The following is a 24,981-nucleotide window of genomic DNA, read 5'->3' on the forward strand; positions in this document are numbered from 1 at the left end:
TTATGTTGTTTTACTTTTCCGCCGCCATCCCGCGAATCGAGGGATGCCAGAAATTTATGCGTCTGTCGAGGCGCACCAGCACGGTGTAAATCAGCGAACCGGCCAGTGACGACACCACAATCGCCGACCACACCACCGGCATATGCATTCGCGCCGATTCTGTGGAGATGCGAAAGCCCAGCCCGGCGGTGGGGGAGCCAAAATATTCGGCGACAATGGCGGTGATCAGCGCCAGGGTGGCGTTCACTTTCAGGGCGTTAAAAATAAACGGCATTGCGGCGGGAAGGCGCAGCATGCGCAACTGCTGATGAGGCGTGGCAGCGTAACAGTACATCAATTCCTGCTCCAGCTTGTCGCTCGCTTTCAGTCCGGCCAGCGTGCTGACCAGCGCCGGGAAAAAGGTCACCAGAATCACCACCGCGGCTTTTGACGGCCAGTCGAAACCAAACCACATCACGGCGATAGGGGCGACGCCCACCAGCGGCACCGTGCTGGTCAGACTGGCGACCGGGAGCAGCCCGCGCTGCAGGAAGGGAAGCCTGTCGATAAGCAGCGCCACGCCAATGCCTGCGCCGCAGCCCAGCAGATAACCCGCCAGCACCGATTTGAGAACGGTCTGCACCAGATCGCCCGCCAGCAGCGAAGCGCTGTCGATTAACGCGGTGAGGATATCAAGCGGGGCGGGCAGGATAACCTGGGGAACGGCAAATCCGCTGACCAGAATCTGCCAGAACCACAGCAACCAGACGCCGAGTAACGCGGCGACGGCTGCAGGTGGAACCGGCGCGCTGGCCAGACGTTGTACGCTCACCGCGGCGAGCAGCGCCAGGGCCAGAGTGAGCATGCCATTAAACGGTAATACCGCCAGCCAGAGCGCGCTGACAACGAGCGCGACCGCAAAGAGCAGGTTGCGCAAACTTTTTGTTGAGCAGGCCAACAGCGCACAGGCAATGAGCAGCAGCGCATTGAGGCGGAGTGCAGAAAACGTATGGTCAGCGGCGCTTAACTGAATAAGCGCCAGGATAGCGATGATAAACGCGCTTACTAACAGTAGCGAGCCAGGAATCGCGTGCTTTTTCATTACGCCCCCTTACGCTGGCGCATCACCAGCCGTTCAGTCAGCGTGACCATCCCGGTCAATGTCAGGCCCAGCAGTGACGCCATCACCAACGCAGACCAAATCTGAATGGTATTGCCGTAATAGGAGCCGGTCAGCAGTCTCGCCCCCAGCCCGGCCTGTGCGCCAGTCGGTAACTCCGCCACCATTGTGCCGACCAGACCGCTGGCGATGGCGACGCGAAACGCAGGGAAAAGATAGGGTAGCGAGGAGGGAAGACGAACCATCCAGAAAATATCGGCGCGTCGTGCGGCGTAGGTATGCACCAGTTCCATTTCCATTTTCTGCGGCGAACGCAGTCCCTGCACCATGGCGATGGTGACCGGAAAAAAGCACAGGTACATGGCGATGGTCGCTTTTGGCAACATGCCGGTGATCCCCAGACTGCCGAGGATAATCAATACGATAGGGGCGATAGCCAGGACCGGAATGGTTTGCGACGCGACGATCCACGGCATCAGCGCCTTATCCAGTGTGGGCGAGTGCACTATACCGATGGCCAGCAGAACACCCAATACCACCCCCATTGCGAAACCGGTCAGCGCCGCGCTGGCGGTGACCCATGTGTGCAGTAACAAATTTCTCGGCGAGTCGATCGGCCACTGCGTCAGGCTGTTCCAGATATCGACAAGCAACTGATGCGGCGCTGGCAGCAGCGGGCGGGTGGCGTTCAGGGCGGCGACGATCAAATCACGGCTGGTCCATGCGCCGCGCGGGGTCAATACCCGGTCGATCACGCCCGGTGCGTTCAGCGCGAAGGCCAGTACATACCAGAGGAACAGTGCCACCAGGAGTACGCTGCCGACGGGCAGAGCATAGAGATGCAGGCGTTGGCTAATGCTCATGATGTCCCTCCACCAGCGCCTTGCGAACATCGGCGGCAAGCTGCAAAAATGCCGGCGTATCACGAATGGCAAGGGAACGTTCTGCAGGCAGCGGCGACTCAATTACCTTCACAATTCTCCCTGGACGTGGCGACATCACCACGATTTTGGTAGAGAGGTATACCGCCTCGGAAATGGAGTGCGTCACGAAGACCATTGTGCGTTGTTCGTTAAACCACAACTGCTGTAATTGCTGGTTGAGGTTGTCGCGGGTCAGTTCATCCAGCGCACCAAAGGGCTCGTCCATCATCAGGATTTTAGGTTCAAAACCCAGCGCTCTGGCGATGGAGACACGCTGCTGCATGCCGCCGGAAAGCTGCCACGGGTATTTTTTCTCAAACCCTTTCAGCCCGACACGCGCCAGTTGTTCACGGGCGATGTCGTCGCAGCGCTCCGGCGGCATACCCTGGATTTGTAGCGGCAGTTTGACGTTTGCCAGTACGGTACGCCATGGCAACAGCACCGGAGCCTGAAAAACATACCCGTATGCGCCCCCCTGCCGGGCCTCTGAAGGCGACATATCATTAACCAGCACTTCACCGGAGGTGATGGGTTCCAGGTCGGCAATGGCGCGCAATAAGGTTGTTTTACCGCAACCGGAAGGTCCGATAAACGAAACAAACTCCCCCTGGCGAATGGTCAGATTAATATCTTTCAGCGCATGCACCGGCTGATCGGCCGCCGGGTAAATCACGTTGGCCTGGTTTACCCTGATGGCAGGGCGTGCGGTGGCGGTTATCGGTTTCAACGGCACGACCGCAGATTCCTCTGCGTAGATCAACTGGCTCATTCCCGGTCTCCCCCTTTTTTTGACTAACTGGTTAAGTTTGTATCCCCATGCCATTTTTGTGCCAGTCATGAAATGGCGCTATTTGTGGCGCATTCGCCGCATAATAAGGTTTTTTGATGACCAGTTTGGTGCAAATGTCGACGCGTTTGCGTGTTTGTGGGGCAATGAAGGAAAGGGGGGATGGTGCCGGGCAAAAAAACATGGCAGTGCAGAGGTTATACTCCCGCTGTACAAAGGCGGAAGGACAGTCTGAACCGGTTGACGTGGCAGATGGGCGCATCCCCTACGTATGGACATAATATGCTCAGTGAGGCGATCCGGGCAGGTTAAAGGGCGCGGGATTGTTATCTGCAAGAGGAAGCGTTATCCGGCCCGCGAAACGCCAGTCAGGACGTAACATGTGCGTAATGGAGAGGCCGGATAAGCTGCTGGCGTTAAGGCTCAGCGTTGTGTTTCTTGCCAGTCTGCCAGGGTATACAGCGTTGCGCCAGCCGCAGCCATTGCCATAAACGCCTGGGCGCTGTCCTGCGGATGAATATTTACGCCGCGGCAACCGTCGGTAATGACGTTGACGCGATAGTCCAGAGACAGCGCATCCAGCACGCTAAACTTGACACAGTAGTCGGTGGCGAGGCCCAGCACCGTCAGCTCGGTTATTCCGCGTTCACGTAACCACGCATCAAGCTCTGTTTTTTGCCGCCGACCGTTATCGAAAAACGCGCTGTAGCTATCGATGGCCGGATTTTCGCCCTTACGGAACACCGCGGTAATATCCTGCTGTTTAAGCAGCGGATGCAGCGCCGCGCCTGCGCTATTTTGCACACAGTGATCTGGCCAGAAGGTTTGCGCCAGACCGTCAAGCTCGCCCTGGGTATAGGGCTCCGCCTGATGCTGGCTGGCGAAGCTACCGTGATTTGCCGGATGCCAGTCCTGGCTGGCGACGACGATCTCGCCGCGCGCCAGACTCCAGTCGATAAGCTGATTGGCGATCTCCACCGTACTGTCGCCCTGCGGAACGGCCAGCGCGCCACCGGCGCAAAAATCGTTTTGTAAGTCAATCAATAACAGTGCACGCTGTGTCATCTATTCCTCCTTAGAGTCTATCCCACCAGGCGTTATTGGCGCAGCCAGTTTGAACACGGCCAGCGCGGAAGAACCGGAGCGTACACGTAGTACGTGAGGATTCTGAGCACTGCCCAGATTCAAAATGACAAGCAAAATAGCCCTAATGGGATAGGCTCTTACTCATCGGGTGTCAGTTCGCCACGCAGGTTTTCCTGCATCGCGTGGCGGATTGCCGCAACGTCCAGATCCTGGCTCAGCAAATAGTGTAGCTTGGTTAGCGTCGCTTCGACGGTCATATCGAAACCGCTAATCACTCCGGCCTGAGCCAGCGCGTTTCCGGTGGCGTAGCCGCCCATATTGACCTTTCCGGACATGCACTGGGTTAAATTAATCACCACAATACCCCGCTGGCTGGCTTCGGTCAGCACCTGAATAAAATCGCCATTCTGCGGCGCGTTGCCGACGCCATAAGAGCGCAGGATCAGCGCTTTAACTGGCTGGAGCAGGAAGTTACGCACCACATCGGCTGAGATGCCGGGGTAAATCGTCACCACGCCGATCGGCTGCGGTATGATAGGGTGAACCACCAGCTCGCCATTACCATGGGGCGCGGGAGGCGTGGTGAGGCGGCGAATATGAATTCCGGCTTCCAGCAGCGGCGCCAGGTTCGGTGAGGCAAAGGCGTTAAAGCCGTCGGCGTGGGCTTTCGTGGTGCGGTTGCCGCGATAAAGGCGATTGTTGAAGAAGAGCGAGACTTCGTTAATCGGATAGTTGGCTGCGATGTACAGCGCGTTGAGCAGGTTGATTTGTCCGTCGGAGCGCAGTTCGGCCAGCGGTATTTGTGACCCTGTCACAATGACCGGTTTCCCCAGATTCTCCAGCATAAAGGAGAGTGCCGAGGCGGTAAACGCCATGGTATCCGTACCGTGCAGGATCACGAAACCGTCATACTGGTCGTAATGGTCGCGAATATCGTCGGCAATATGCTGCCAGTCCTGCGGCGTCATGTCGGAAGAGTCCATCAATGGCGCGTATTCATGGATGGTGAAGTCAGGCATCTCCGGGCGGTGGAATTCGGGCATTAAAGCCAACTGGCGTTGTAAATGGCCGGAAACAGGGATGTAACCATGTTCTGAACGCTGCATACCGATGGTGCCGCCGGTATAGGCAACGTAAATAGATTTCTTCTGCATAGCATCACTTAGATTATATATGGACCGGCGAAGTATATACCGGCGACGCGGCAAGTGGCATAGGCGCTGGCGGGTTTCCTTCATTTCAGTCTGTCAGAAGACAGGCCGCCCCGAGGATAGGGGCGGCGGAAGGATTAATGAATATTGGCGCAGGTTAAGCAGAAAGCGTAGCGGTTCTGCGGATCGTTGAACGCCGCCAGCTTGTCGCTCTCGGTTTTCACCGCGTTAGCCGCAGCGGCGACCGGGGCGGGTAAATAGGCCTGAATCGCCGCCGGCAGCGCTGCACGGACTGAACCGGTCAGACTATCCACTACCATTGAGAACAAGCTGGGCTCTTCCTGGTAAAAATCGAGATGCCACTGTTTCAGCTTCGCCAGCTCCGCGGCTTTTGCTACCGCGTCGTCAAAGTCGCCGAGGCTGTCGACCAGGCCGTTAGCTTTCGCGTCTTCTCCGGTCCAGACATGACCCTGGGCGATTTGGTCGATTTTCTCCGGCGTGCTCTTGCGCGAGGTCGCCACCAGGGTAATAAAGCGCTTATAGCCGTTTTCGATACTCAACTGCATCAGTTGCTGCACTTCCGGCGGCAGCGCTTTGGTGGTAGAGACATCAGCCAGCGGCGAGGTTGAGACGCCGTCGGTATGCACGCCAATTGCGCCCAGCGTATTTTCAACGGTATTGATTACCCCAAAAATGCCGATGGAGCCGGTGAGGGTGCTCGGGTTTGCCACGATATAGTTCGCCGGGGTTGAGATCCAGTAGCCGCCGGAGGCCGCCATGCCACCCATTGATACGACGACCGGTTTACCCGCTGCTTTCGCCGCCGCCAGCTCTTCGCGAATCACTTCAGAGGCGCTGACGCTACCGCCCGGACTGTTGACTCGCAGCACGATGGCTTTCACTTTCGGATCCAGACGCGCATCGCGGATCTGCGCCGCAGTGGTATCGCCGCCGACATTGCCCGGCGTTTCTTCCCCGTCCATAATCGCGCCGTTGGCAAAGATAACCGCAATCGTCGCGCCCTGATCGGCAGGGGTTTTCAGCGCATAGTCGTAATAGCTGATTGCGCTATAGTCGTTGTCCGCCTTGCTCCAGCCAAACTGCTTCGTCAGCGCTTTGTCCACCTCAGCGGCGGTGCCAAGCTCATCAACCAGCTTGTTATCCAGCGCGTATTTCGCCGTGTCGCCATCGACTTTACGCAGGCCGTCAATCACGCCCTGTGCGCCAGGAAACAGCTGTTGGGCGGTAATCTGCCGGTTAGCGGCGATGGTGTTGAGGTAATTCTGCCACAGCTCGCCAATCCAGCGGCTATCCGCCTCACGGGCGGCGGGCGACATATCGTCGCGGATAAACGGCTCAACCGCCGACTTATAGGTGCCGACGCGGAAGACATGGGTTGAGACTTCGAGTTTATCCAGCAGCGATTTGTAGTACAGGCCGTTGGTGGCGAAACCATGCAGGTCCACTTCACCCTGCGGCGAGAGCCAGATCTTATTGGCGAAGCTGGCCAGATAGTACTGCGCCTGGCTGTAGCTGTTACCGATAGCGTACACCGGCTTACCGCTATCGCGGAATTCGCGCAGCGCCTTACCGATATACTGCATTGATGGCTGATCGCCACCGGCAAAATTTTTCAGATCCAGCACGATACCGGTGATATTCCGGTCATCTTTCGCCTGGCGTATCGTTTGCACGATATCGAACAGCGAATTTTCCTGCAGACGATCGGAACTGGCGCCAAAAAGCTGGCGGCCAATCACGCCAAGCTTGCTGCTGGCGGAGGGCTTATCGACGACGACGCCGGTGATATCCATCAGCAGCGCGCCGCGGGTGGTGTGCTCTGTCGTGGTACCGCTGAACTGAGACCAGATACCGATGCAAACCAGTACCAGCAGCAGGAAAACCACGTTCAGTGCGAGCTGGCGAATGAAATTGAGTACCCGCCATGTCCATTTAATCATTCCGGCGAGTAGTCGCCAAAGAGTGCGCATGTATTCTCCCTTACCATTATTAAAAATGAGCGAGCCGCCGGGGCAGCCGCGTCTGGCTATCCTAAAGAGAGTGCCGACGGTTGTCAGCAGGAATCACCTGTTGGGCTGTAACAAAATCCTTGCGCATGTTAATTTTATGAAAAATGACATGACAGGAGTTATACAGGTGGATGCTCTCGAACTATTGCTTAATCGCCGCAGCGCGTCACGTCTGACTGAGCCCGCCCCGGCAGGCGAACAGCTGGAAAATATTCTACGCGCAGGCCTGCGTGCGCCGGACCACGGGACGTTGCAGCCGTGGCGTTTCTTTATTATTGCCGATGAAGGTCGCGAACGCTTCAGCCAGTTGCTGGAAAAGGGCGCCATCGCGGCGGGGGCAGATGAAAAAGCGATTGAAAAGGCCCGTAGCGCGCCGTTTCGCGCACCGTTGATTATTACCGTGGTGGCCCGCTGCGAAGATCATCCGAAGGTGCCGAAATGGGAACAGGAGATGTCGGCAGGCTGCGCGGTGATGGCCATGCAAATGGCGGCAGTGGCGCAGGGTTTTAATGGGATCTGGCGTAGCGGGGCGTTGACCGAGAGCCCGGTGGTGCGCGAAGGGTTTGCCTGCCGGGAGCAGGATAAAATTGTCGGATTTCTCTATCTGGGGACGCCGATGTTGAAAGCCTCAACCAAAATAGCTTTGCCGGATACCGCGCCGTTCGTCACGCGCTTCTGACGGCGCTTGCCTTTTGTCGGGAAACGGTTGACGCCAGGCCCGGCCACGTGCTGCGTGCGCCGCGAGGGGCGCACGGACAGGTGCGCAGCGCCGCCTCATGGATCCCGCGACGACGAAACCCTGTTCACCAGGTACTTCTGCCGTTTTGCAAAGTCGTTTTTTGTCTGCTTAATGAGCAACCATACGCGATTTAGGACAGTGATACTTATCACCCCGACGTTTGAGCGCTACCATAGCGGGATTGCAATGACAGGAGATGTCCATGAGCGAGCAAACCATTCGTTTAACGCAATACAGCCACGGAGCCGGTTGCGGGTGTAAAATTTCGCCAAAAGTGCTGGAAACGATCCTCAAAAGCGACCAGGCGAAGTTTATCGATCCGAATTTACTGGTGGGTAATGAGACCAGCGACGATGCGGCCGTTTATGATCTCGGCAACGGTACGTCCATTATCAGCACCACCGACTTTTTTATGCCGATCGTTGATAATCCGTTCGACTTTGGACGCATAGCCGCCACCAACGCCATCAGCGATATTTTCGCCATGGGCGGTAAACCGATTATGGCGATTGCTATCCTCGGCTGGCCGATCAATACCCTGTCGCCGGAGATCGCCCGCGAGGTGGTTGACGGCGGGCGTTTTGCCTGTCAGCAGGCGGGAATTGCCCTGGCTGGCGGCCACTCAATTGACGCCCCCGAACCGATCTTCGGTCTCGCGGTGACCGGCGTCGTGTCAACCGATCGCATCAAGAAAAACAGTACCGCTCAGGCGGGGTGTAAACTCTATCTCACTAAACCGCTGGGTATTGGCGTGCTGACCACTGCGGAGAAGAAGTCGCTGCTCAAGCCTGAGCATCAGGGGCTGGCGACGGCAACCATGTGCCAGATGAATCTTGTCGGTTCGGCGTTTGCCAGCATCGATGGCGTAAAAGCGATGACCGACGTGACCGGTTTCGGGTTACTCGGCCACCTGAGCGAAGTGTGCCGTGGCGCAGGCGTTCAGGCGCAACTCTCCTATGCGGATATCCCGAAGCTGCCCGGTGTGGAAGCGTACATTGCAGCGGGCGCGGTACCGGGAGGGACCGGACGTAACTTTGCCAGCTACGGTCATCTTATGGGCGAGATGCCGCCAGCGTGGCGCGATCTGCTGTGCGATCCGCAAACCTCTGGCGGTCTGCTGCTGGCAGTGACGCCGGAGGCGGAGGCGGAGGTGCAAGCGGCGGCGGCCGAGTTTGGTATCACGCTTGCCGCCATTGGCGAACTGCTCACCGCGCGCGGTGGACGCCCCATGATTGAGATCCGTTGATTTCATGCGGCTGTTTATTGCAGAAAAGCCAAGTCTTGCGCGCGCCATTGCCGATGTGCTGCCAAAACCGCACCGCAAAGGCGACGGCTACATTGAGTGCGGCAACGGACAGGTGGTCACCTGGTGTATCGGCCACCTGCTGGAGCAGGCACAGCCTGATGTCTATGACGGGCGCTATGCGCGCTGGAACCTGCTCGACTTGCCCATTGTGCCGGACAAGTGGCAGCTTCAGCCCCGGCCGTCGGTAACCAAACAGCTTAACGTGATTAAGCGCCTTCTTGGCGAGGCTGAGGAGGTGATCCACGCGGGCGACCCGGACCGGGAAGGTCAGTTACTGGTGGATGAAGTGCTGGATTATCTGCAATTATCGCCGGAAAAGCGCCAGCAGGTGCAGCGCTGCCTGATTAATGACCTTAACCCGCAGGCGGTGGAGCGCGCGATTAACCGCCTGCGCGCCAACAGTGAATTTATTCCGTTATGCGTCTCGGCGCTGGCCCGCGCCCGCGCCGACTGGCTGTACGGGATCAATATGACCCGCGCCTATACCATCCTCGGACGTAACGCCGGTTATCAGGGCGTGTTATCGGTCGGACGCGTGCAGACGCCGGTGCTTGGCCTGGTGGTGCGTCGGGACGAAGAGATTGAAAACTTCGTCGCGAAAGATTTCTTCGATGTGAAGGCGCATATCGTTACCCCGAAGGATGAGCGTTTTGTGGCGACCTGGGTGCCCAGTGAGGCCTGCGAACCGTATCAGGATGAAGAAGGGCGACTGCTTCATCGTGCACTTGCTGAACATGTCGTTAAGCGGATTGAGGGCCAACCGGCGACGGTGACCGCCTATAACGACAAGCGCGACTCGGAGCCCGCGCCGCTGCCGTTCTCCCTTTCAGCGCTGCAGATTGAAGCGGCGAAGCGCTTTGGTTTTAGCGCGCAGAGCGTGCTGGATATCTGCCAGAAGCTGTATGAAACCCACAAGCTGATTACCTATCCGCGTTCGGATAGCCGCTATCTGCCGGAGGAGCATTTTGCCGGGCGTCATGCGGTGCTGAACGCCATTGGCGTCCACGCGGCGGATCTGCTGCCGCAGCCGGTGGTGGATCCGGAGATCCGCAACCGTTGCTGGGACGATAAAAAGGTTGATGCGCACCACGCGATAATTCCTACTGCGCGTAGCACGCAGGTGAAACTCAATGACAATGAGGAAAAAGTCTACGGCCTGATTGCCCGTCAGTATCTGATGCAATTCTGTCCGGATGCGGTATTCCGCAAATGTCAGATCGATCTCGATATCGCCAACGGCAAGTTTGTCGCCAAAGCCCGTTTTCTGGCGGAGGCTGGCTGGCGAACGCTGCTGGGCAATAAAGAGCGCGACGAGGAAAACGACGGTATGCCGCTGCCGGTGGTGGCAAAAGATGACGAACTGTTGTGCGAAAAGGGCGAAGTGGTGGCGCGGCAAACGCAGCCGCCGCGTCATTTTACCGATGCAACCCTGCTGTCGGCGATGACCGGTATTGCCCGCTTCGTGCAGGATAAAGATCTGAAGAAGATCCTGCGCGCGACGGATGGCCTCGGTACGGAGGCAACCCGCGCCGGGATTATCGAGCTGCTGTTTAAACGTGGTTTCCTGACCAAGAAAGGGCGCTATATCCACTCTACCGATGCGGGGAAAGCGCTGTTCCATTCGCTGCCTGAAATGGCGACCCGCCCGGATATGACCGCCCACTGGGAATCGGTTCTGACGCAAATTAGCGAAAAGCAGTGTCGCTATCAGGATTTTATGCAGCCGCTGGTGGGCACGTTGTTCCAGCTTATCGATCAGGCGCGTAGCACGCCGGTACGCCGCTTCCGTGGTATTGTCGCGCCGGGAGAGGGTAAGAAAGGTTTTAGTAAGCGTAAAGGTCGATCTGCAGCGAAAGGTGAGAAACCGGCATCTGACGCTGTGGCAGAAGGCCCGCAATAAAAACCCCCGGGGAAACCGGGCAATGCCGTTCACTTCAGCAAATCATCGGTGTTGTCTTTTGTTTTATTTGCCAGCGGCAATCGCATTATCGGTGGTTTAAACGAAAATCTAATTCTGCTGATTCGCTTACTGAGCTGATACGGGCTGAAATATAAAGGATATAACTTTTTTTATGATTTTCAGCCACTGAAAAGCCACTGACGAATAACGGACTCACCGCATGGGGGTTGGGCGCATCAAGGAAACCTGGCGAGAACGCAGGCGCGCATCCAGGACTGGCCGCCAGGACGGCGGCCAGAGGGCGGGTCGAGACAGGACGTCGAGTCCCGCCCGGTCCGCCAGATGAAGCCGGAGTGGAGCGGACCGCGCAGCGGCAGGTTTTCAGCGCAATGCCGGGGGTGCAGGGGGACGGGCGAAACGTCCCCCTGCCCGTTCACACGCTGTGGATATAACGAATATCCGTGAATTTATCGTGAACGGAACAGACCACGGAATCTGAATGGGCGAAAACGAAAAACGCGCCATGTTCGCCATAACCACCGATTGACAGAACCGCTCAACCAGTTATAAACACAACTGACGGCCCTTAACGGACCAGCATTATGGGAAACCGGGGCATCGCGCTGATCACCCGCAGCCGAAGCCATCCGCTTCTGACGACTCTCAGCGTTAAATCACACCCTGCGCCAGCATCGCGTCCGCGACTTTGACGAAACCGGCGATATTTGCCCCGCGCACGTAGTTGGTCTGCTTCGCGTCGCCGCCGTACTCCACGCAGGCATGGTGGATATCCAGCATGATGTGATGCAGACGGGCATCCACTTTCTCCGCTTTCCAGCCCATGCGCGCGGCGTTCTGCGCCATTTCCAGACCAGAGGTCGCCACGCCGCCGGCGTTAGCCGCTTTACCCGGCGCAAATAGCACGCCTGCGTCGAGGAACAGGTCAGTGGCGGCAATGGTGGTCGGCATATTGGCGCCTTCGGCCACCGCTTTCACGCCGTTAGCGATTAACTGACGCGCGGCGTCAACATCCAGTTCGTTCTGTGTGGCGCAGGGCAAGGCAATATCCGCCGGTACGGACCACGGCTGCTTGCCTTCAAGATAGGTCAGGCCAAACTCGCGGGCATAGTCGGACACGCGACCATCGCGGCTGGCTTTGATTTCACACAGGCGAGCCAGTTTTTCAGTGGTAAAGCCCGCTTCATCCACCACGGTGCCGCTGGAGTCAGAAGCGGTGATCACGCGCGCGCCCAACGCCATCGCTTTTTCAATCGCATACTGAGCAACGTTACCGGAACCGGAAACCGATACACGCATTCCCTCAAAGCCCATGCCGTGGCGCTTGAGCATCGCTTCAGTGAAGTATACCAGGCCGTAACCGGTTGCTTCCGGGCGAATCAGGCTGCCGCCGAAGGAGAGGCCTTTGCCGGTGAACACGCAGGCGCTGTTGTTGGAGAGTTTACGCATCATTCCGGCCATAAAGCCGACTTCACGCCCGCCCACGCCGATATCGCCGGCAGGTACGTCAGTATCCGGGCCGAGGTGGCGATAGAGTTCGGTCATCAGCGCCTGGCAGAAGCGCATTACTTCGCCGTCGCTCTTACCTTTAGGATCGAAGTCGCTGCCGCCTTTACCGCCGCCCATCGGCAGGGTGGTCAGGGCGTTTTTGAAGGTTTGTTCAAAACCAAGGAATTTGAGTATCGACAAATTGACTGAAGGGTGGAAACGCATGCCGCCTTTATACGGGCCGATAGCGGAGTTGAACTGTACGCGCCATGCGCGGTTAACCTGAACCTGGTTACGGTCATCAACCCAAACGACGCGAAACTGGATAGCCCGCTCCGGCTCAACCAGACGCTCCAGCAAATTCAGCTGACGATAGCGTGGGTTTTCCTCAATGAAAGGCCACAGGGTGGTCATCACCTCGCGAACGGCCTGAGCAAATTCAGTTTGATGGGGATCGCGCTGTTGAACGCGGGCGAGAAAGTTTTCCAGAGTGCACATCTGATCCATTGATATAAGTTCCTCTTATGGTTGTGATCGCATCTATACCCGTCATACTTCAAGTTGCATGTGCGTTGGCTTTCCTCGTTCACCCCAGTCACGTACTGGAGTACGCTCCCGGGGATTCACTGCGTCGCCGCCTTCCTGCAACTCGAATAATTTAGGGTATATACATGTCATCCCTGTGCCCGCTTTATGATTAACGGCAAAGATGCGCGGCCTGTGCGTGAGCCTCGTCCTTGCCGCTATCGTGCAGGCAGAATGATTAGCTGTATATACTCGTCATACTTCGAGTTGCATGTGTGTTGGCTGCGATCGTTCACCCCAGTCACATAGCTATCTATGCTCCTGGGGATTTACTCTCTTGCCGCCTTCATGCAACTCGAATTATTTAGAGTATATTTATTATTATTCGGCCCTTGAAAAGGCCGATTTTTCGACTATACCACTGGAAATCGTTAGTTGAGCAAGGAAAAATTGTTCAGAAAGGAATTTTTATGATTGCGTATTGGTCATAATTAAAAACGATGACTGGCCCGGCATAAATCATCGGGTAACAATGCAGGACGCCGGGCGATAAAGGCTTCCAGCAGGGGAATGTCCGCTGGGGCGAGATTGAAGGTTAACGCGTCCTGCGGCGAGCACCAGCATAGCTGGCTGTGGTAGCGAGCAGTGGGGGCCGGGCTAAAATGCGGAACCCACCAGGCATGAAGGTGAATCAGGCGCGCGGACACTTCACGCTGATGGCTGGCGATATAACGCGCTGGATGAGCGTGGATCCCCAGTTCCTCCTGAAGCTCGCGGGTCAGCGCCTGCGCCTGGGTCTCGCCGGGTTCAACTTTTCCACCGGCAAATTCCCACATTCCCGGTTGATCGGCGTGCGGGGGCCGCTGCGCCAGCAAAATTTGCCCGTTATGTTCGATAATGGCGGCTACAACATCAATGGTTTTGAGCATGTGAGTCATCGTACTGTACGTAATAGGGGCTTATTATCGCCATCCTTATATCTTCCCTTCCAGACAATCTTAAATCCGCCTGAAAACCATTGATCAATGCCGCCGCCTTACTGACAGCAATAATTTACGCTTTGAAGGTCGCCCATACCGGCGCATGGTCGGAGGGTTTTTCCATCCCGCGGATTTCGTAGTCGATACCGGTTTCGATACAGCGCTGCGCCAGCGGGGTGCTGGCCAGCAACAGGTCGATACGCAGACCGCGGTTGTCGTCAAATCCTTTCGAACGATAGTCAAACCACGAAAAATGCGCGTTGTCTTGCGGGTTGGCGTGGCGGTATGTATCCACCAGACCCCAGCCCAGCAGACGATCCATCCATTCACGCTCTTCCGGCAGGAATGAACACTTACCGGTGCGCAGCCAGCGTTTACGGTTCTCTTCACCGATGCCGATATCGAGATCGGTTGGGCTGATGTTCATATCGCCCATGATCAGCACCGGATTGTCTTTATTCAGTTCGTTATCGAGATAGTGTTGCAAATTCTGATAAAACGCCGCCTTAGCCGGGAATTTGGTTGCGTGATCGCGGCTCTCTCCCTGGGGGAAGTAGCCGTTAATCACCGTAACATTGCCAAACGGGGAAGGGACTTCCGCCATGATAATCCGGCGCTGGGCGTCTTCACCATCGTTCGGGAAGCCGCGACGCACGGAGACGGGCGTTTCTTTGGTCAGCAGCGCGACGCCGTAATGGCCTTTTTGCCCGTGATAAAAAACGTTGTAACCAAGTTTCGCCACTTCTTCGAGCGGAAACATATCGTCGTGAACTTTGGTTTCCTGCAGGCCGATGACGGCGGGCTGGTGTTTATCGATGATGGCGGCCAGCTGATGAGGGCGGGCACGCAGGCCGTTGATATTAAAAGAGACAAATTTCATAGTCGCTGCCACTGTGCAAGGTGAATAGTGCAGGGATGGTAGCAGAAATTCGCCGCCCTGGCTTCGTTAAGGCAGTTTATTCTGCCAATTGCAGCCATTGGCGAGCTGGCCAACTGCGCACCATTATGCAGCGCGATGCGCCAAAAAAGGGCGAATATTGCCGGTAAATTTCGTCTCTGATCACAATTGCAGAATTATATCTTACATATGAATAATCTTTCTTTTTTTTCCACTATTAAATGTGTATTTTGTGTTTTTATTCACTTTTTATGCATTTTAGGTGAATAATAGGTGCTTGTAACTTATTGATATTTCGTTGTCGACTTCACTTTATGCATTTTCTTCTCTGGCTGGCATGAACCGTGCAATCTACATTTACAGCGTAACAAACATAAAATTTAACATTATTTAAACTTTTTATTTACCGGAGAGGTCGATATGTGTCAGTCAATTACGCGTAGCCATTTTGATGAATGGATGATGCCCGTTTACGCGCCAGCGGCTTTTATTCCGGTACGCGGCGAAGGGTCACGCCTGTGGGATCAGCAGGGGAAAGAGTATATCGATTTTGCCGGCGGTATTGCGGTTAACGCCCTCGGTCATGCGCATCCGCAGTTGATTAACGCATTGAGCGAACAGGCGGGGAAATTCTGGCACACCGGCAACGGTTATACTAATGAGCCGGTACTGCGTCTGGCGAAACGGCTGATTGATGCCACCTTTGCCGACCGGGTTTTCTTCTGTAATTCCGGGGCAGAAGCCAATGAAGCGGCGCTAAAACTGGCGCGCAAATACGCCCACGACCATTTTGGCAGCCAGAAAAGCGGTATCGTGGCATTCAAAAATGCTTTTCACGGGCGCACGCTGTTCACCGTTTCCGCTGGCGGCCAGCCTGCCTATTCGCAGGATTTTGCGCCGCTGCCGCCGCAAATCCAGCATGCCATCTACAACGACCTCGATTCGGCAAAGGCGCTGATTAACGACGATACCTGCGCGGTAATCGTTGAGCCGATGCAGGGTGAAGGCGGAGTAGTGCCCGCGGATGCGGATTTTCTGCGTGGTTTACGCGAACTGTGCGATGCGCACAATGCGCTGTTGATATTCGATGAGGTGCAGACCGGTGTCGGGCGCACCGGCGAGCTGTACGCCTATATGCACTACGGCGTCACGCCTGACGTGCTCTCTACGGCTAAAGCGCTGGGCGGCGGCTTCCCGATTGGCGCGTTGCTGGCAACGGCGCGCTGCGCCAGCGTAATGACCGTCGGCACTCACGGTACCACTTATGGCGGTAACCCGTTGGCCTGCGCGGTGGCGGGGGAAGTGCTCTCCATCGTTAATACTCCGGCGGTGCTCAACGGCGTTAAGCTGCGTCATCAGTGGTTCAGCGAACGGCTGAATGCCATTAACGCCCGCTACGGCTTGTTTAAAGCGATCCGTGGACTCGGGTTGTTGATTGGCTGCGAGCTGAAAGACGAATATGCCGGAAAGGCGAAAGCCATCAGTCATCAGGCGGCGGAAGAGGGGCTGATGATCCTGATTGCCGGTGCCAGCGTGGTGCGCTTTGCGCCAGCGTTGATCGTCAGTGAAGAAGAGATTAATCGCGGGCTGGATCGCTTTGATCGGGCCTGTGAGCACTTTCTCGCGAGGGTCTTATCATGATGGTGATCCGTCCTGTAGAAAAAGAGGATCTGCCGGGGTTGATGGCCCTGGCTGGCGAGACTGGCGGTGGCCTGACGTCACTGCCCGCTGATGAAGCCGCGTTGGCGGCGCGGATTGAGCGCGCGCAGCTAACCTGGCGCGACGCACTGCCGAAAAGCGAGCAGGGCTATGTGTTCGTCCTTGAAGATTGCGCCAGCGGCGATATCGCGGGGATCTGCGCTATTGAGGTGGCAGTAGGCCTCAATGACCCCTGGTACAACTATCGTGTCGGCACCCAGGTTCATGCCTCGAAAGCGCTGAATGTGTACAACGCCATGCCGACGCTGTTTCTCAGTAACGATCATACCGGCAGCAGCGAACTGTGTACCTTATTCCTCGCCCCGAAATGGCGTAAGGCGGGTAACGGCTACCTGCTGTCGAAATCGCGTTTTCTGTTTATGGCCGCTTTTCGCCAACGCTTTAATGAAAAAGTGGTGGCGGAGATGCGTGGGGTGATCGATGAGCATGGCTATTCGCCATTCTGGGAAAGCCTCGGTAAGCGCTTTTTTGCGATGGAGTTCACCCGCGCCGACTATCTGTGCGGTACCGGACAAAAAGCGTTTATTGCCGCGCTGATGCCGAAACATCCGCTGTATATCGATTTTTTATCCGCCGAGGCGCAGGCGGCGATCGGCGAGGTGCATCCGCAAACGGCCCCGGCGCGCGCGGTGCTGGAGAAAGAGGGATTCCGCTATCTGAATTACGTCGATATCTTCGACGGCGGGCCGACGCTGGAGTGCGAGATTGACCGGGTGCGGGCTATCCGTGAAAGTCGGCTGGTTACCGTTGCACAAGGACAACCTGCCCCCGGCGAGTGGCCGCTTTGCCTGGCCGCTAATGAACAGTACCAGCAGTTCCGCGCCATTCTGGTTCATGCTGACCCCGACAGCCATCGTGTCGCGCTGAACCCGCGTGAACAGGACGCCCTGAAATGCCGCGCTGGTGACCAAATCCGTCTGGTTCGCCTGTGCGCTGAGGAGAAAACATCATGAGTTTATGGATTAACGGTCAATGGCAACGCGGTCACGGCCCGGTGCGCAGTAAAAGTAACCCGGTGAGCCAGGCATTACTTTGGCAGGGTAATGACGCCGATGCTGAGCAGGTTGCGCTGGCGGTCAGCGCCGCACGTCAGGCGTTTCCTGCGTGGGCGCGCCAGCCATTTGTCGCCCGTAAGGCTATCGCGGAAAAGTTTGCCGCGCTGCTGGAGGCGAACAAAACGCAATTGACGGCGATTATCGCTCAGGAAACGGCTAAGCCGCGCTGGGAGGCGGAAACGGAAATTACCGCGATGATTAACAAAATCGCGATTTCGGTGAATGCTTATCATCGCCGCACGGGGGAAGCGCAGACCGCAATGGCAGAGGGGGCGGCGACGCTGCGCCATCGGCCGCACGGCGTGCTGGCGGTATTCGGCCCCTATAATTTCCCCGGACATCTGCCTAACGGGCATATCGTACCGGCGCTGCTGGCGGGGAATACCGTGGTGTTTAAACCCAGCGAACTGACCCCGCAGAGCGGCGAGGCGGTGGTGAAACTATGGACTGAAGCGGGTTTGCCGCCAGGTGTGCTTAATTTGCTCCAGGGAGGGCGGGAAACGGGCGAAGCCCTGAGCAGCCAGGCGGATATCGACGGGCTACTGTTTACCGGTAGTTCCGCCACCGGCTTTCAACTGCACCGGCAACTGGCCGGACAGCCGGAAAAAATTCTCGCCCTTGAGATGGGCGGCAATAATCCGTTGATTGTTGATGAGCCGCAGGACATTGATGCCGCTGTGTATCTGACGATTCAGTCGGCGTTTATTACCGCCGGGCAGCGCTGCACCTGTGCGCGCCGGCTGCTGGTGAAACGCGGTGAAGCGGGGGACGCCTTTTTACAGCGGCTGGTGACAGTGTCACAAAAAATAATCCCCGGCACGTGGGATGCGGAACCTCAGCCTTTTATGGGGGGATTAATTTCGCCGCAGGCGGCGCAAAAGGTGCATCAGGCGTGGCTGGATCATGTGGCAAACGGCGGCAGGACGCTGCTGGAACCGCGTCTGTTGCAGGCCGGAACCTCGCTACTGACGCCGGGTATTATCGAGATGAGCGAGGCGACGCTGACGGCGGATGAAGAGGTTTTCGGTCCACTGCTCTGCGTCTGGCGCTATGACTCATTCGATGACGCTATTGCCCTGGCCAACGACACCCGATTCGGGCTTTCCTGCGGGCTGATCTCTGCCGAGCGCGCCAGATTTGACCGTCTGCTGCTGGAGGCGCGGGCCGGTATCGTTAACTGGAATAAACCGCTGACCGGCGCCGCCAGCACCGCGCCGTTTGGCGGCACCGGGGCGTCTGGTAACCATCGTCCGGGAGCGTGGTATGCCGCCGATTATTGCGCCTGGCCGATGGCCAGCCTGGAGTCGCCAACGCTGTCGTTACCGACAACGCTGAGTCCGGGGCTGGATTTCCGGCAGGAGGTATCGCGATGAAAGCCTGGGAAGTGAATTTTGACGGGCTGCCGGGCCCGACTCACCACTATGCGGGATTATCCTTTGGCAACGAAGCTTCGACTAAGCATCGCTATCGGATGTCGAATCCCCAACTGGCGGCAAAGCAGGGGCTGAAGAAGATGAAAGCCCTGGCGGATGCGGGCTATCCGCAGGCGCTGATCCCACCGCAGGAGCGGCCAAATATCCCGTTATTACGCCAGATTGGCTTTCGCGGCAGCGATGCGCAGGTGCTGGAAAAAGCGGCGCGTCAGGCGCCGGATCTGCTTTCGGCGGCGAGCTCAGCATCATCAATGTGGGTGGCAAACGCCGCTACGGTTTCGCCCTCTGCCGATACGCTGGATGGCCGGGTGCATCTGACCGTCGCCAGTCTGCATGATAAATTCCATCGCGCCAGCGAAGCGCCGACCACGGAAGCGCTGCTGCGGGCGATTTTTCCCGATGAGCAGCAGTTCGCCGTACACGGGGCGTTGCCTCAGGTGGCGCTGTTCGGCGATGAAGGGGCGGCAAATCATAACCGTCTCGGCGGCGAGTATGGTGCGCCGGGCGTGCAGCTATTTGTTTATGGTCGCCAGCAGGGAGGCGAGGACAACCCGCGGCGTTATCCGGCGCGGCAAACGCTGGAAGCCAGCCAGGCTGTCGCCCGTCTGAACCAGGTTAATCCCCGGCAACTGATTTTCGCCCGACAAAACCCGGCGGTGATCGATAAAGGCGTCTTTCATAACGACGTGATCGCGGTAAGCAATCAGCAGGTGTTGTTCTGCCATGAACAGGCGTTTGTTGACCAACCGCAACTTCTGCAACAGCTGGCCCGGCAGGTTGACGGATTTACGCCGATCGTCGTGCCCGCAAGCCAGGTCTCCGTTGAAGACGCGGTGGCGACCTATCTGTTTAACAGCCAGTTGTTAAGTAAGCCGCAGGGCGGGATGCGGCTTATTCTGCCGCTGGAGGCACAAGAGCACCCCGGCGTCTGGCGTTATCTGAATCGGCTGGTTGATGGCGATAATCCAGTTGATGAGTTACAGGTGTTCGATCTGCGTGAAAGCATGGCTAACGGCGGCGGACCAGCGTGTTTGCGCTTGCGGGTCGTCTTGAATGAAAGGGAGCTACGGGCGGTGAATCCGGCGGTTATGATCAACGATGCGCTGTTAGCGACGCTTAATGCCTGGGTGGAACGCTATTATCGCGATCGCCTGACTCAGGCCGATCTGGCCGATCCCCAACTGCTGAGCGAAGGATGCGAAGCGCTCGACCGCTTAACGCAAATTTTGCGTCTGGGGTCAGTCTATCCGTTCCAGCAATAAGGAGGCGTTGTGGAAGATTTTCTGGCATTAACTCTGTCGGGGCGTCTGCCTCACCATTTTCATGGTCAAACCGCGCGCTTTCGCTGGCAGTGGATTGACTGGGGTATTTTACAGCTCATCCCCCATGAACCGTGTGAAGGTTCGCTGGTTTTGTCATCCGGGCTTCATGGTAATGAAACCGCACCGGTTGAAATCACTGATTTACTGCTGCGCCAGCTGTGCGGCGGGGAGTCGCCGCTGCGCTGGCGGCTGTTGGTGGTGCTGGGTAATCCGCCTGCGCTGAGAGCCAACCAGCGCTATATGCATAGCGATATCAACCGCATGTTCGGCGAGCGCTGGCGGTCATTTAGCCCCAGCGATGAAACCGCCCGTGCCCGGCAACTGGAGCATGTGCTGACCCGCTTTTATCAGGCAGGTTCCGGTGAACGCTGGCACCTTGATTTACATACTGCGATTCGCGGTTCTCTGCATACCCGCTTTGGCGTCCTTCCGGCGCGGGAAAAACCATGGGATGAGTTTTTTTTGCGCTGGCTGGGGGGCGCGGGGCTGGAAGCGCTGGTATTTCATCAGCGACCGGGGGGAACGTTTACGCATTTCAGCAGTGAACGTTTCGGCGCGTACTCCTGTACCCTGGAACTGGGAAAGGCGCTACCGTTTGGCGACAACGAACTGAGTCAGTTTAGCGCCACGCAGCATGCGCTACTACGTCTGCTGGCTGGCGATAGGGGGGCGGGAGAGGGGAATATGCCACTGCGCTACCGGGTGGTGCAGCAGATCACCCGCAGCAGCGACAAGTTTCAGTTATATATGTCGGCGCAAACCCTGAATTTCACGCCATTCAGAGCAGGGACGTTGCTTGCTGAAGATGGCGATACTCGTTACGTGGCGGCAAAAGCGCAGGAGTATGTACTGTTTCCCAACCCCGGCGTCGCCTGCGGACAGCGCGCCGGGCTGATGCTGGAACGCTGCTGAATATGCTGTCGTCCGGGCGGGCGACAGAATTTATTTTGTGGTTTGTTTTTATCCCGTAATGTTATTTTTTGTTCTTCTGTTGATTGATTACAGATTATTCCTGGTTTAATTCTTTTTTTTCAATCCCTGCTGTTTTATAATTCACTTGATTTATATATAAAACAGTCTGTTAGTTATTTTTTCTTGCGTTTATCTCCTTGTTTTCCATATTTCCTCCACAATTGATGAGAAAATGTTTTTTACACTTTCATTGTTTTACGCTTGTTCTGACTAATTGACGATAAATACCGTAAAGTTTATCTCGTCAACACGGCAACGCGCCGTAAGAATAACGCAAAGTAAGGATTTAACGATGAAGAAGATTACTGCACTGTTTGTTGCCTCTACTCTGGCGCTGGGCGCGGCTAACCTGGCGCATGCGGCAGATGCCTCCGCCGCACCAGCCGACGGCAAGCCGATGCTGCATCATAAACGCGGACCTGGCGCCCCACACGAAATGATGTTTAAAGGTCTGAACCTGACCGATGCGCAGAAAGCGCAAATCCGCGATATTATGAAGAGCCAGCGTGAGCAGATGAAGCGTCCTTTGCTGGATGAACGCCGCGCAATGCACGATCTCATCGCCAGCGATACCTTCGACAAGGCAAAGGCGGAAGCGCAGATTGAGAAGATGGAAGCCCAGCACAAAGAGATGGCGCTGGCCCGTCTGGAAACCCAGAACAAGATTTACAACATTCTGACGCCGGAACAGAAAAAACAGTTCAATGCCAATTTTGAGAAGCATCTGACAGAACGTAAAGCGCCGGAAGGTAAGATGCCTGCACCCGCTGAATAATTCAGCGCGCTGATTTAAGACCGCCGGTCTTGCCCAATTATGCCAACAGGCGTTGGGCAGGATCGGCGGTTTTTCTTTATCTGAGAACGGGGCCTGAACTGAGGGCGCTTCGCTTGCCCGGCAGAGTTTAACAGCCACGCCGGGACGTTTAGCCTTCACGACGCGAAAGGAGACGACTAACAATCCGCTATTTCTCACAGCGAATGGAGCGGATACTGGCCGCTTAACAGCGGCTTACACAGTATTTTATAACCGTCATGATCAAATTTTGCCGACAGGCGCGTCAGCGCCGGCGCGTGCGAAAGAGAATCTACGGCGCCCAGCCACAGCCAGTTATGAATGACGTGGTATTGGGTCATATCGTCACTCTTCTCTTCCAGCGCGATCGCTCCGGCCCACGGCCAGCATACCAGCCGCATCTTTTCCATATTTGCCAGCAGCCGCTGATGATGATCCTCGGGACGCTCTTTACCGCAACAGGCGCCGGCACAGCGGCCCAGCGCCGAGCGAAAACAGGCGCGACCGCGGCTTAGCGGCTCCAGCCCCATTAACCCATAGCAAAGGCGATGCTCGTCAGCGATTTTTTGCAATGCCTGCAGCGCCGCGCGTCGGTTGGCAAAGAGACCATAGAGATTACTTTCATGCGAGAAATCAAGCTCGCGGGCATAAACGACCTGCGGGCGTGCGTCAGTAAGGCGTAATGCGCACAATTGTCTGTTTTGCCGTAAACGTTTATTGAAAAGCGGCTGCTGCGTTTTAATCAACTGCGCTTCTAATAATAGCGCGCCGAGTTCACCCGCTGTACGTTGCCAGGTAATTCGCCGGGCCTGGCGCAGCATCGCCGCTTCGTCGGGGGTTCGCAGGTGCGACAGTACCCGGCTACGGATATTGACGCTTTTGCCGATATAGAGAGGCAGGCTATTGCTTTCGCCGTGGAACAGATAAACGCCGGGCTGCTTTGGCAATGCGTCGAGCCACGGACGCAGGTGTTCAGGGTATGTATAAATTGCCGCCGCTTCAAACTCAAGACGCGGCGCGGATTGCCTTCTTGCCACTCTTACTCCTGATGCTGTTTATCTGTACAGTATAGCAGGCGAGTAAAGAGGCGGGAAGTTCAAAACTCACCCCGATCAAAATCGGGGTGAAAAGAGCGGGAATTATTTTTTCCAGAAATCGTCGAAAACGGTAATCGGCGGCCGACGTTTATGTTCGGTTTTCAGATACCAGCTTTCGATGGTCTTAGCGATTTTTTCATCCAGCGTTTTGCCTTCCAGATAGTCGTCAATATTTTCATAGGTTACCCCCAGCGCGACTTCGTCCGGCAGGGAGGGGCGGTCATCTTCAAGATCGGCGGTCGGCAATTTTTTATACAGATGCTCCGGGCAACCGAAATGAGCCAGCAGCTGTTTGCCCTGACGTTTGTTGAGGCGGAAGATGGGGTTAATATCCGTACCGCCATCGCCGTATTTGGTGAAGAATCCGGTCACCGCTTCCGCTGCGTGGTCAGTTCCCACGACGACGCCCTGGGTCATGCCGGCAATGCTGTATTGCGCCTTCATGCGTTCGCGGGCTTTCTCGTTGCCGCGAACAAAGTCGCTAAGCTCGATTCCCGCCTCGCGCAGCGCCTGTTCGCTGGCGAGCACGGCCCCTTTAATATTGACCGTTAAAACGCGATCCGGCTGAATAAACGCGATGGCATCCTGGCAGTCCTGCTCATCCGCCTGTACGCCGTATGGCAGACGAACGGCGATAAACTGCAGGCTGCTGTCGCCGCTTTCCGCGCGCAGTTCGCTGATGGCCTGTTGACACAATTTACCGGTTAGCGTTGAGTCCTGGCCGCCGCTGAGGCCGAGCACCAGTGATTTAATAAAAGGATACCGCTGTAGATAAGATTTGAGAAAGTCTACGCTGCGGCGTATCTCGCTTTCGACATCGATCTGGGGTTTTACGCCCAGCGCCTGAATAATCTCTTGTTGTAGCGTCATCGCGCCCTCCCGGAAGTGAATCAGTTTGGCAATCAGCAAAGGTTTAAGCTACCTCTTTGACGGTAAAACAACAAGGATCACCGTTTTGAGTGGTGTAAAAGCAGGCGATCTCAATGGCATAGATTATTTTATTGGAAAGCTCTTAATTTTTGCTCATTTCTACCTTCGGCTTGAAAAATAACGACATTTATTCCAGGCTTATTAACACGCCAAAAAAAGAGGATGGAATATGAACAAGCATTTCGCAGGATTTCTCGGCGCAGCAGCAGTATTAACCATGCTGGCAGGGTGTACGGCCTATGACCGCACCAAAGATCAGTTCACGCAGCCGGTCGTTAAAGATGTTAAAAAGGGGATGACCCGCGCGCAGGTGATGCAGATCGCCGGTAAACCTTCATCAGAAGTCACCATGATTCATGCGCGTGGGACCTGCCAGACCTACATTCTGGGTCAACGTGATGGTAAAATTGAAACCTACTTTGTTGCCCTGGATGATACCGGCCATGTAATGAATTCCGGCTACCAGACCTGTGCTGAGTATGATACTGACCCAGCCACCAGCAAGTAAGATCTCGCCATACTGCTGATTTCCCCTAAGCCTGGCCTTTGTCCAGGCTTTTTTCATGCATGATGTTGCTTATTTAATTGCGCGAATTATTTGAGGGAAATGTGAAGGTAGTCATAACGTAAGGTCAATGAGAGACAATTCTGTTCAAGGAGGAATTATCCGCGCGAAGAACGATACTATATACTCACTGCATCAACAATATTAATTCGCAGCAATATTTCT

At 56.2% G+C, this 24,981-nt stretch carries 21 protein-coding genes; 10 read left to right on the forward strand and 11 right to left on the reverse strand.

Annotated elements, in window-relative coordinates; genetic code table 11:
- Positions 1-10 precede the first annotated feature (10 nt).
- From FE839_RS13255 to sppA, 6 genes are all read right to left on the reverse strand, one after another.
- Positions 11-1,081 carry an ABC transporter permease gene (locus tag FE839_RS13255; RefSeq protein ID WP_138361272.1) on the reverse strand — a complete coding sequence of 357 codons (1,071 nt, stop codon included), beginning with the start codon at positions 1,079-1,081 and terminating at the stop codon, positions 11-13.
- Positions 1,081-1,962: an ABC transporter permease gene (locus FE839_RS13260; protein WP_138361273.1), complete on the reverse strand. Its 882-nt coding sequence runs from the start codon at positions 1,960-1,962 to the stop codon at positions 1,081-1,083. The genes FE839_RS13255 and FE839_RS13260 overlap by 1 nt, the downstream gene beginning before the upstream one ends.
- Complete coding sequence (locus FE839_RS13265) at positions 1,952-2,791, reverse strand: ABC transporter ATP-binding protein (RefSeq protein WP_138361274.1); 840 nt, start codon at positions 2,789-2,791, stop codon at positions 1,952-1,954. Before FE839_RS13265 ends, FE839_RS13260 begins: the two co-directional genes overlap by 11 nt.
- A 441-nt stretch (positions 2,792-3,232) precedes the next feature.
- Entirely contained in the window at positions 3,233-3,874 is a 642-nt protein-coding gene (gene pncA / locus FE839_RS13270; protein ID WP_138361275.1) for a bifunctional nicotinamidase/pyrazinamidase, read from the reverse strand.
- 158 nt (positions 3,875-4,032) lie between these two features.
- On the reverse strand, positions 4,033-5,049 hold the full coding sequence (gene ansA, locus FE839_RS13275; RefSeq protein ID WP_138361276.1) for an asparaginase: 1,017 nt from the start codon (positions 5,047-5,049) through the stop codon (positions 4,033-4,035).
- A gap of 134 nt (positions 5,050-5,183) precedes the next feature.
- Positions 5,184-7,037, reverse strand: a complete 1,854-nt coding sequence (gene sppA / locus FE839_RS13280; protein WP_138361277.1) for a signal peptide peptidase SppA — start codon at positions 7,035-7,037, stop codon at positions 5,184-5,186.
- A 166-nt stretch (positions 7,038-7,203) separates the two neighbouring features.
- Between sppA and FE839_RS13285 the strand changes: the two genes are divergently transcribed.
- The 3 genes from FE839_RS13285 (at position 7,204) to FE839_RS13295 (ending at position 11,021) form a co-directional block, all read left to right on the forward strand.
- Positions 7,204-7,755, forward strand: a complete 552-nt coding sequence (locus FE839_RS13285) for an NAD(P)H nitroreductase (protein WP_138361314.1) — start codon at positions 7,204-7,206, stop codon at positions 7,753-7,755.
- A gap of 262 nt (positions 7,756-8,017) precedes the next feature.
- Positions 8,018-9,061: a selenide, water dikinase SelD gene (gene selD / locus FE839_RS13290; RefSeq protein WP_138361278.1), complete on the forward strand. Its 1,044-nt coding sequence runs from the start codon at positions 8,018-8,020 to the stop codon at positions 9,059-9,061.
- 4 nt (positions 9,062-9,065) lie between these two features.
- On the forward strand, positions 9,066-11,021 hold the full coding sequence (locus FE839_RS13295; RefSeq protein WP_138361279.1) for a DNA topoisomerase III: 1,956 nt from the start codon (positions 9,066-9,068) through the stop codon (positions 11,019-11,021).
- A 669-nt stretch (positions 11,022-11,690) separates the two neighbouring features.
- On the opposite strand, the gene gdhA is transcribed toward FE839_RS13295, so the two are convergent.
- The 3 genes from gdhA to xthA all read right to left on the reverse strand — a co-directional run bounded on the left by gdhA (position 11,691) and on the right by xthA (position 14,912).
- Complete coding sequence (gdhA, locus tag FE839_RS13300; RefSeq protein ID WP_138361280.1) at positions 11,691-13,034, reverse strand: NADP-specific glutamate dehydrogenase; 1,344 nt, start codon at positions 13,032-13,034, stop codon at positions 11,691-11,693.
- Positions 13,035-13,543: 509 nt separating this feature from the next.
- The gene (locus tag FE839_RS13305) at positions 13,544-13,981 is read right to left on the reverse strand and encodes a pyrimidine (deoxy)nucleoside triphosphate diphosphatase (RefSeq protein ID WP_138361281.1); all 438 of its coding nucleotides are present in this window, start codon (positions 13,979-13,981) and stop codon (positions 13,544-13,546) included.
- A gap of 124 nt (positions 13,982-14,105) precedes the next feature.
- Positions 14,106-14,912, reverse strand: coding sequence for an exodeoxyribonuclease III (xthA, locus tag FE839_RS13310; protein WP_138361282.1), 807 nt, complete (start codon positions 14,910-14,912; stop codon positions 14,106-14,108).
- A 438-nt stretch (positions 14,913-15,350) separates the two neighbouring features.
- Between xthA and astC the strand changes: the two genes are divergently transcribed.
- From astC to spy, 6 genes are all read left to right on the forward strand, one after another.
- Entirely contained in the window at positions 15,351-16,571 is a 1,221-nt protein-coding gene (gene astC, locus FE839_RS13315) for a succinylornithine/acetylornithine transaminase (RefSeq protein WP_138361283.1), read from the forward strand.
- On the forward strand, positions 16,568-17,602 hold the full coding sequence (gene astA, locus FE839_RS13320) for an arginine N-succinyltransferase (RefSeq protein ID WP_138361284.1): 1,035 nt from the start codon (positions 16,568-16,570) through the stop codon (positions 17,600-17,602). The genes astC and astA overlap by 4 nt, the downstream gene beginning before the upstream one ends.
- Positions 17,599-19,077: a succinylglutamate-semialdehyde dehydrogenase gene (gene astD / locus FE839_RS13325; RefSeq protein WP_138361285.1), complete on the forward strand. Its 1,479-nt coding sequence runs from the start codon at positions 17,599-17,601 to the stop codon at positions 19,075-19,077. The genes astA and astD overlap by 4 nt, the downstream gene beginning before the upstream one ends.
- Complete coding sequence (gene astB, locus FE839_RS13330) at positions 19,074-20,399, forward strand: N-succinylarginine dihydrolase (RefSeq protein ID WP_138361286.1); 1,326 nt, start codon at positions 19,074-19,076, stop codon at positions 20,397-20,399. The genes astD and astB overlap by 4 nt, the downstream gene beginning before the upstream one ends.
- 9 nt (positions 20,400-20,408) lie before the next feature.
- Entirely contained in the window at positions 20,409-21,371 is a 963-nt protein-coding gene (astE, locus tag FE839_RS13335) for a succinylglutamate desuccinylase (protein ID WP_138361287.1), read from the forward strand.
- Between the two features lie 352 nt (positions 21,372-21,723).
- Positions 21,724-22,206, forward strand: coding sequence for an ATP-independent periplasmic protein-refolding chaperone Spy (gene spy / locus FE839_RS13340; protein WP_138361288.1), 483 nt, complete (start codon positions 21,724-21,726; stop codon positions 22,204-22,206).
- 194 nt (positions 22,207-22,400) lie between these two features.
- Here spy and cho read toward each other — a convergent pair whose 3' ends face one another.
- Positions 22,401-23,261 carry an excinuclease Cho gene (cho, locus tag FE839_RS13345; RefSeq protein WP_138361289.1) on the reverse strand — a complete coding sequence of 287 codons (861 nt, stop codon included), beginning with the start codon at positions 23,259-23,261 and terminating at the stop codon, positions 22,401-22,403.
- 102 nt (positions 23,262-23,363) lie between these two features.
- Positions 23,364-24,191, reverse strand: coding sequence for an ammonia-dependent NAD(+) synthetase (gene nadE, locus FE839_RS13350; RefSeq protein WP_138361290.1), 828 nt, complete (start codon positions 24,189-24,191; stop codon positions 23,364-23,366).
- Positions 24,192-24,420: 229 nt separating this feature from the next.
- Here nadE and osmE point away from each other — a divergent pair, with 229 nt between their 5' ends.
- Positions 24,421-24,759: an osmotically-inducible lipoprotein OsmE gene (osmE, locus tag FE839_RS13355; RefSeq protein WP_138361291.1), complete on the forward strand. Its 339-nt coding sequence runs from the start codon at positions 24,421-24,423 to the stop codon at positions 24,757-24,759.
- The last annotated feature ends 222 nt before the right edge of the window (positions 24,760-24,981 follow it).

Origin of the sequence: Klebsiella indica, from assembly GCF_005860775.1 — a bacterium.
GTDB classification, from domain to species: Bacteria; Pseudomonadota; Gammaproteobacteria; order Enterobacterales; family Enterobacteriaceae; genus Klebsiella; species Klebsiella indica.

Bases quoted from the DNA above. Each gene is read 5' to 3' on its own strand.
- FE839_RS13255 (WP_138361272.1), bottom strand. From the start codon at position 1,081: ATGAAAAAGCACGCGATTCCTGGCTCGCTACTGTTAGTAAGCGCGTTT.
- FE839_RS13260 (WP_138361273.1), bottom strand. From the start codon at position 1,962: ATGAGCATTAGCCAACGCCTGCATCTCTATGCTCTGCCCGTCGGCAGC.
- FE839_RS13265 (WP_138361274.1), bottom strand. From the start codon at position 2,791: ATGAGCCAGTTGATCTACGCAGAGGAATCTGCGGTCGTGCCGTTGAAA.
- pncA (WP_138361275.1), bottom strand. From the start codon at position 3,874: ATGACACAGCGTGCACTGTTATTGATTGACTTACAAAACGATTTTTGC.
- ansA (WP_138361276.1), bottom strand. From the start codon at position 5,049: ATGCAGAAGAAATCTATTTACGTTGCCTATACCGGCGGCACCATCGGT.
- sppA (WP_138361277.1), bottom strand. From the start codon at position 7,037: ATGCGCACTCTTTGGCGACTACTCGCCGGAATGATTAAATGGACATGG.
- selD (WP_138361278.1), top strand. From the start codon at position 8,018: ATGAGCGAGCAAACCATTCGTTTAACGCAATACAGCCACGGAGCCGGT.
- FE839_RS13295 (WP_138361279.1), top strand. From the start codon at position 9,066: ATGCGGCTGTTTATTGCAGAAAAGCCAAGTCTTGCGCGCGCCATTGCC.
- gdhA (WP_138361280.1), bottom strand. From the start codon at position 13,034: ATGGATCAGATGTGCACTCTGGAAAACTTTCTCGCCCGCGTTCAACAG.
- FE839_RS13305 (WP_138361281.1), bottom strand. From the start codon at position 13,981: ATGCTCAAAACCATTGATGTTGTAGCCGCCATTATCGAACATAACGGG.
- xthA (WP_138361282.1), bottom strand. From the start codon at position 14,912: ATGAAATTTGTCTCTTTTAATATCAACGGCCTGCGTGCCCGCCCTCAT.
- astC (WP_138361283.1), top strand. From the start codon at position 15,351: ATGTGTCAGTCAATTACGCGTAGCCATTTTGATGAATGGATGATGCCC.
- astA (WP_138361284.1), top strand. From the start codon at position 16,568: ATGATGGTGATCCGTCCTGTAGAAAAAGAGGATCTGCCGGGGTTGATG.
- astD (WP_138361285.1), top strand. From the start codon at position 17,599: ATGAGTTTATGGATTAACGGTCAATGGCAACGCGGTCACGGCCCGGTG.
- astB (WP_138361286.1), top strand. From the start codon at position 19,074: ATGAAAGCCTGGGAAGTGAATTTTGACGGGCTGCCGGGCCCGACTCAC.
- spy (WP_138361288.1), top strand. From the start codon at position 21,724: ATGAAGAAGATTACTGCACTGTTTGTTGCCTCTACTCTGGCGCTGGGC.
- nadE (WP_138361290.1), bottom strand. From the start codon at position 24,191: ATGACGCTACAACAAGAGATTATTCAGGCGCTGGGCGTAAAACCCCAG.
- osmE (WP_138361291.1), top strand. From the start codon at position 24,421: ATGAACAAGCATTTCGCAGGATTTCTCGGCGCAGCAGCAGTATTAACC.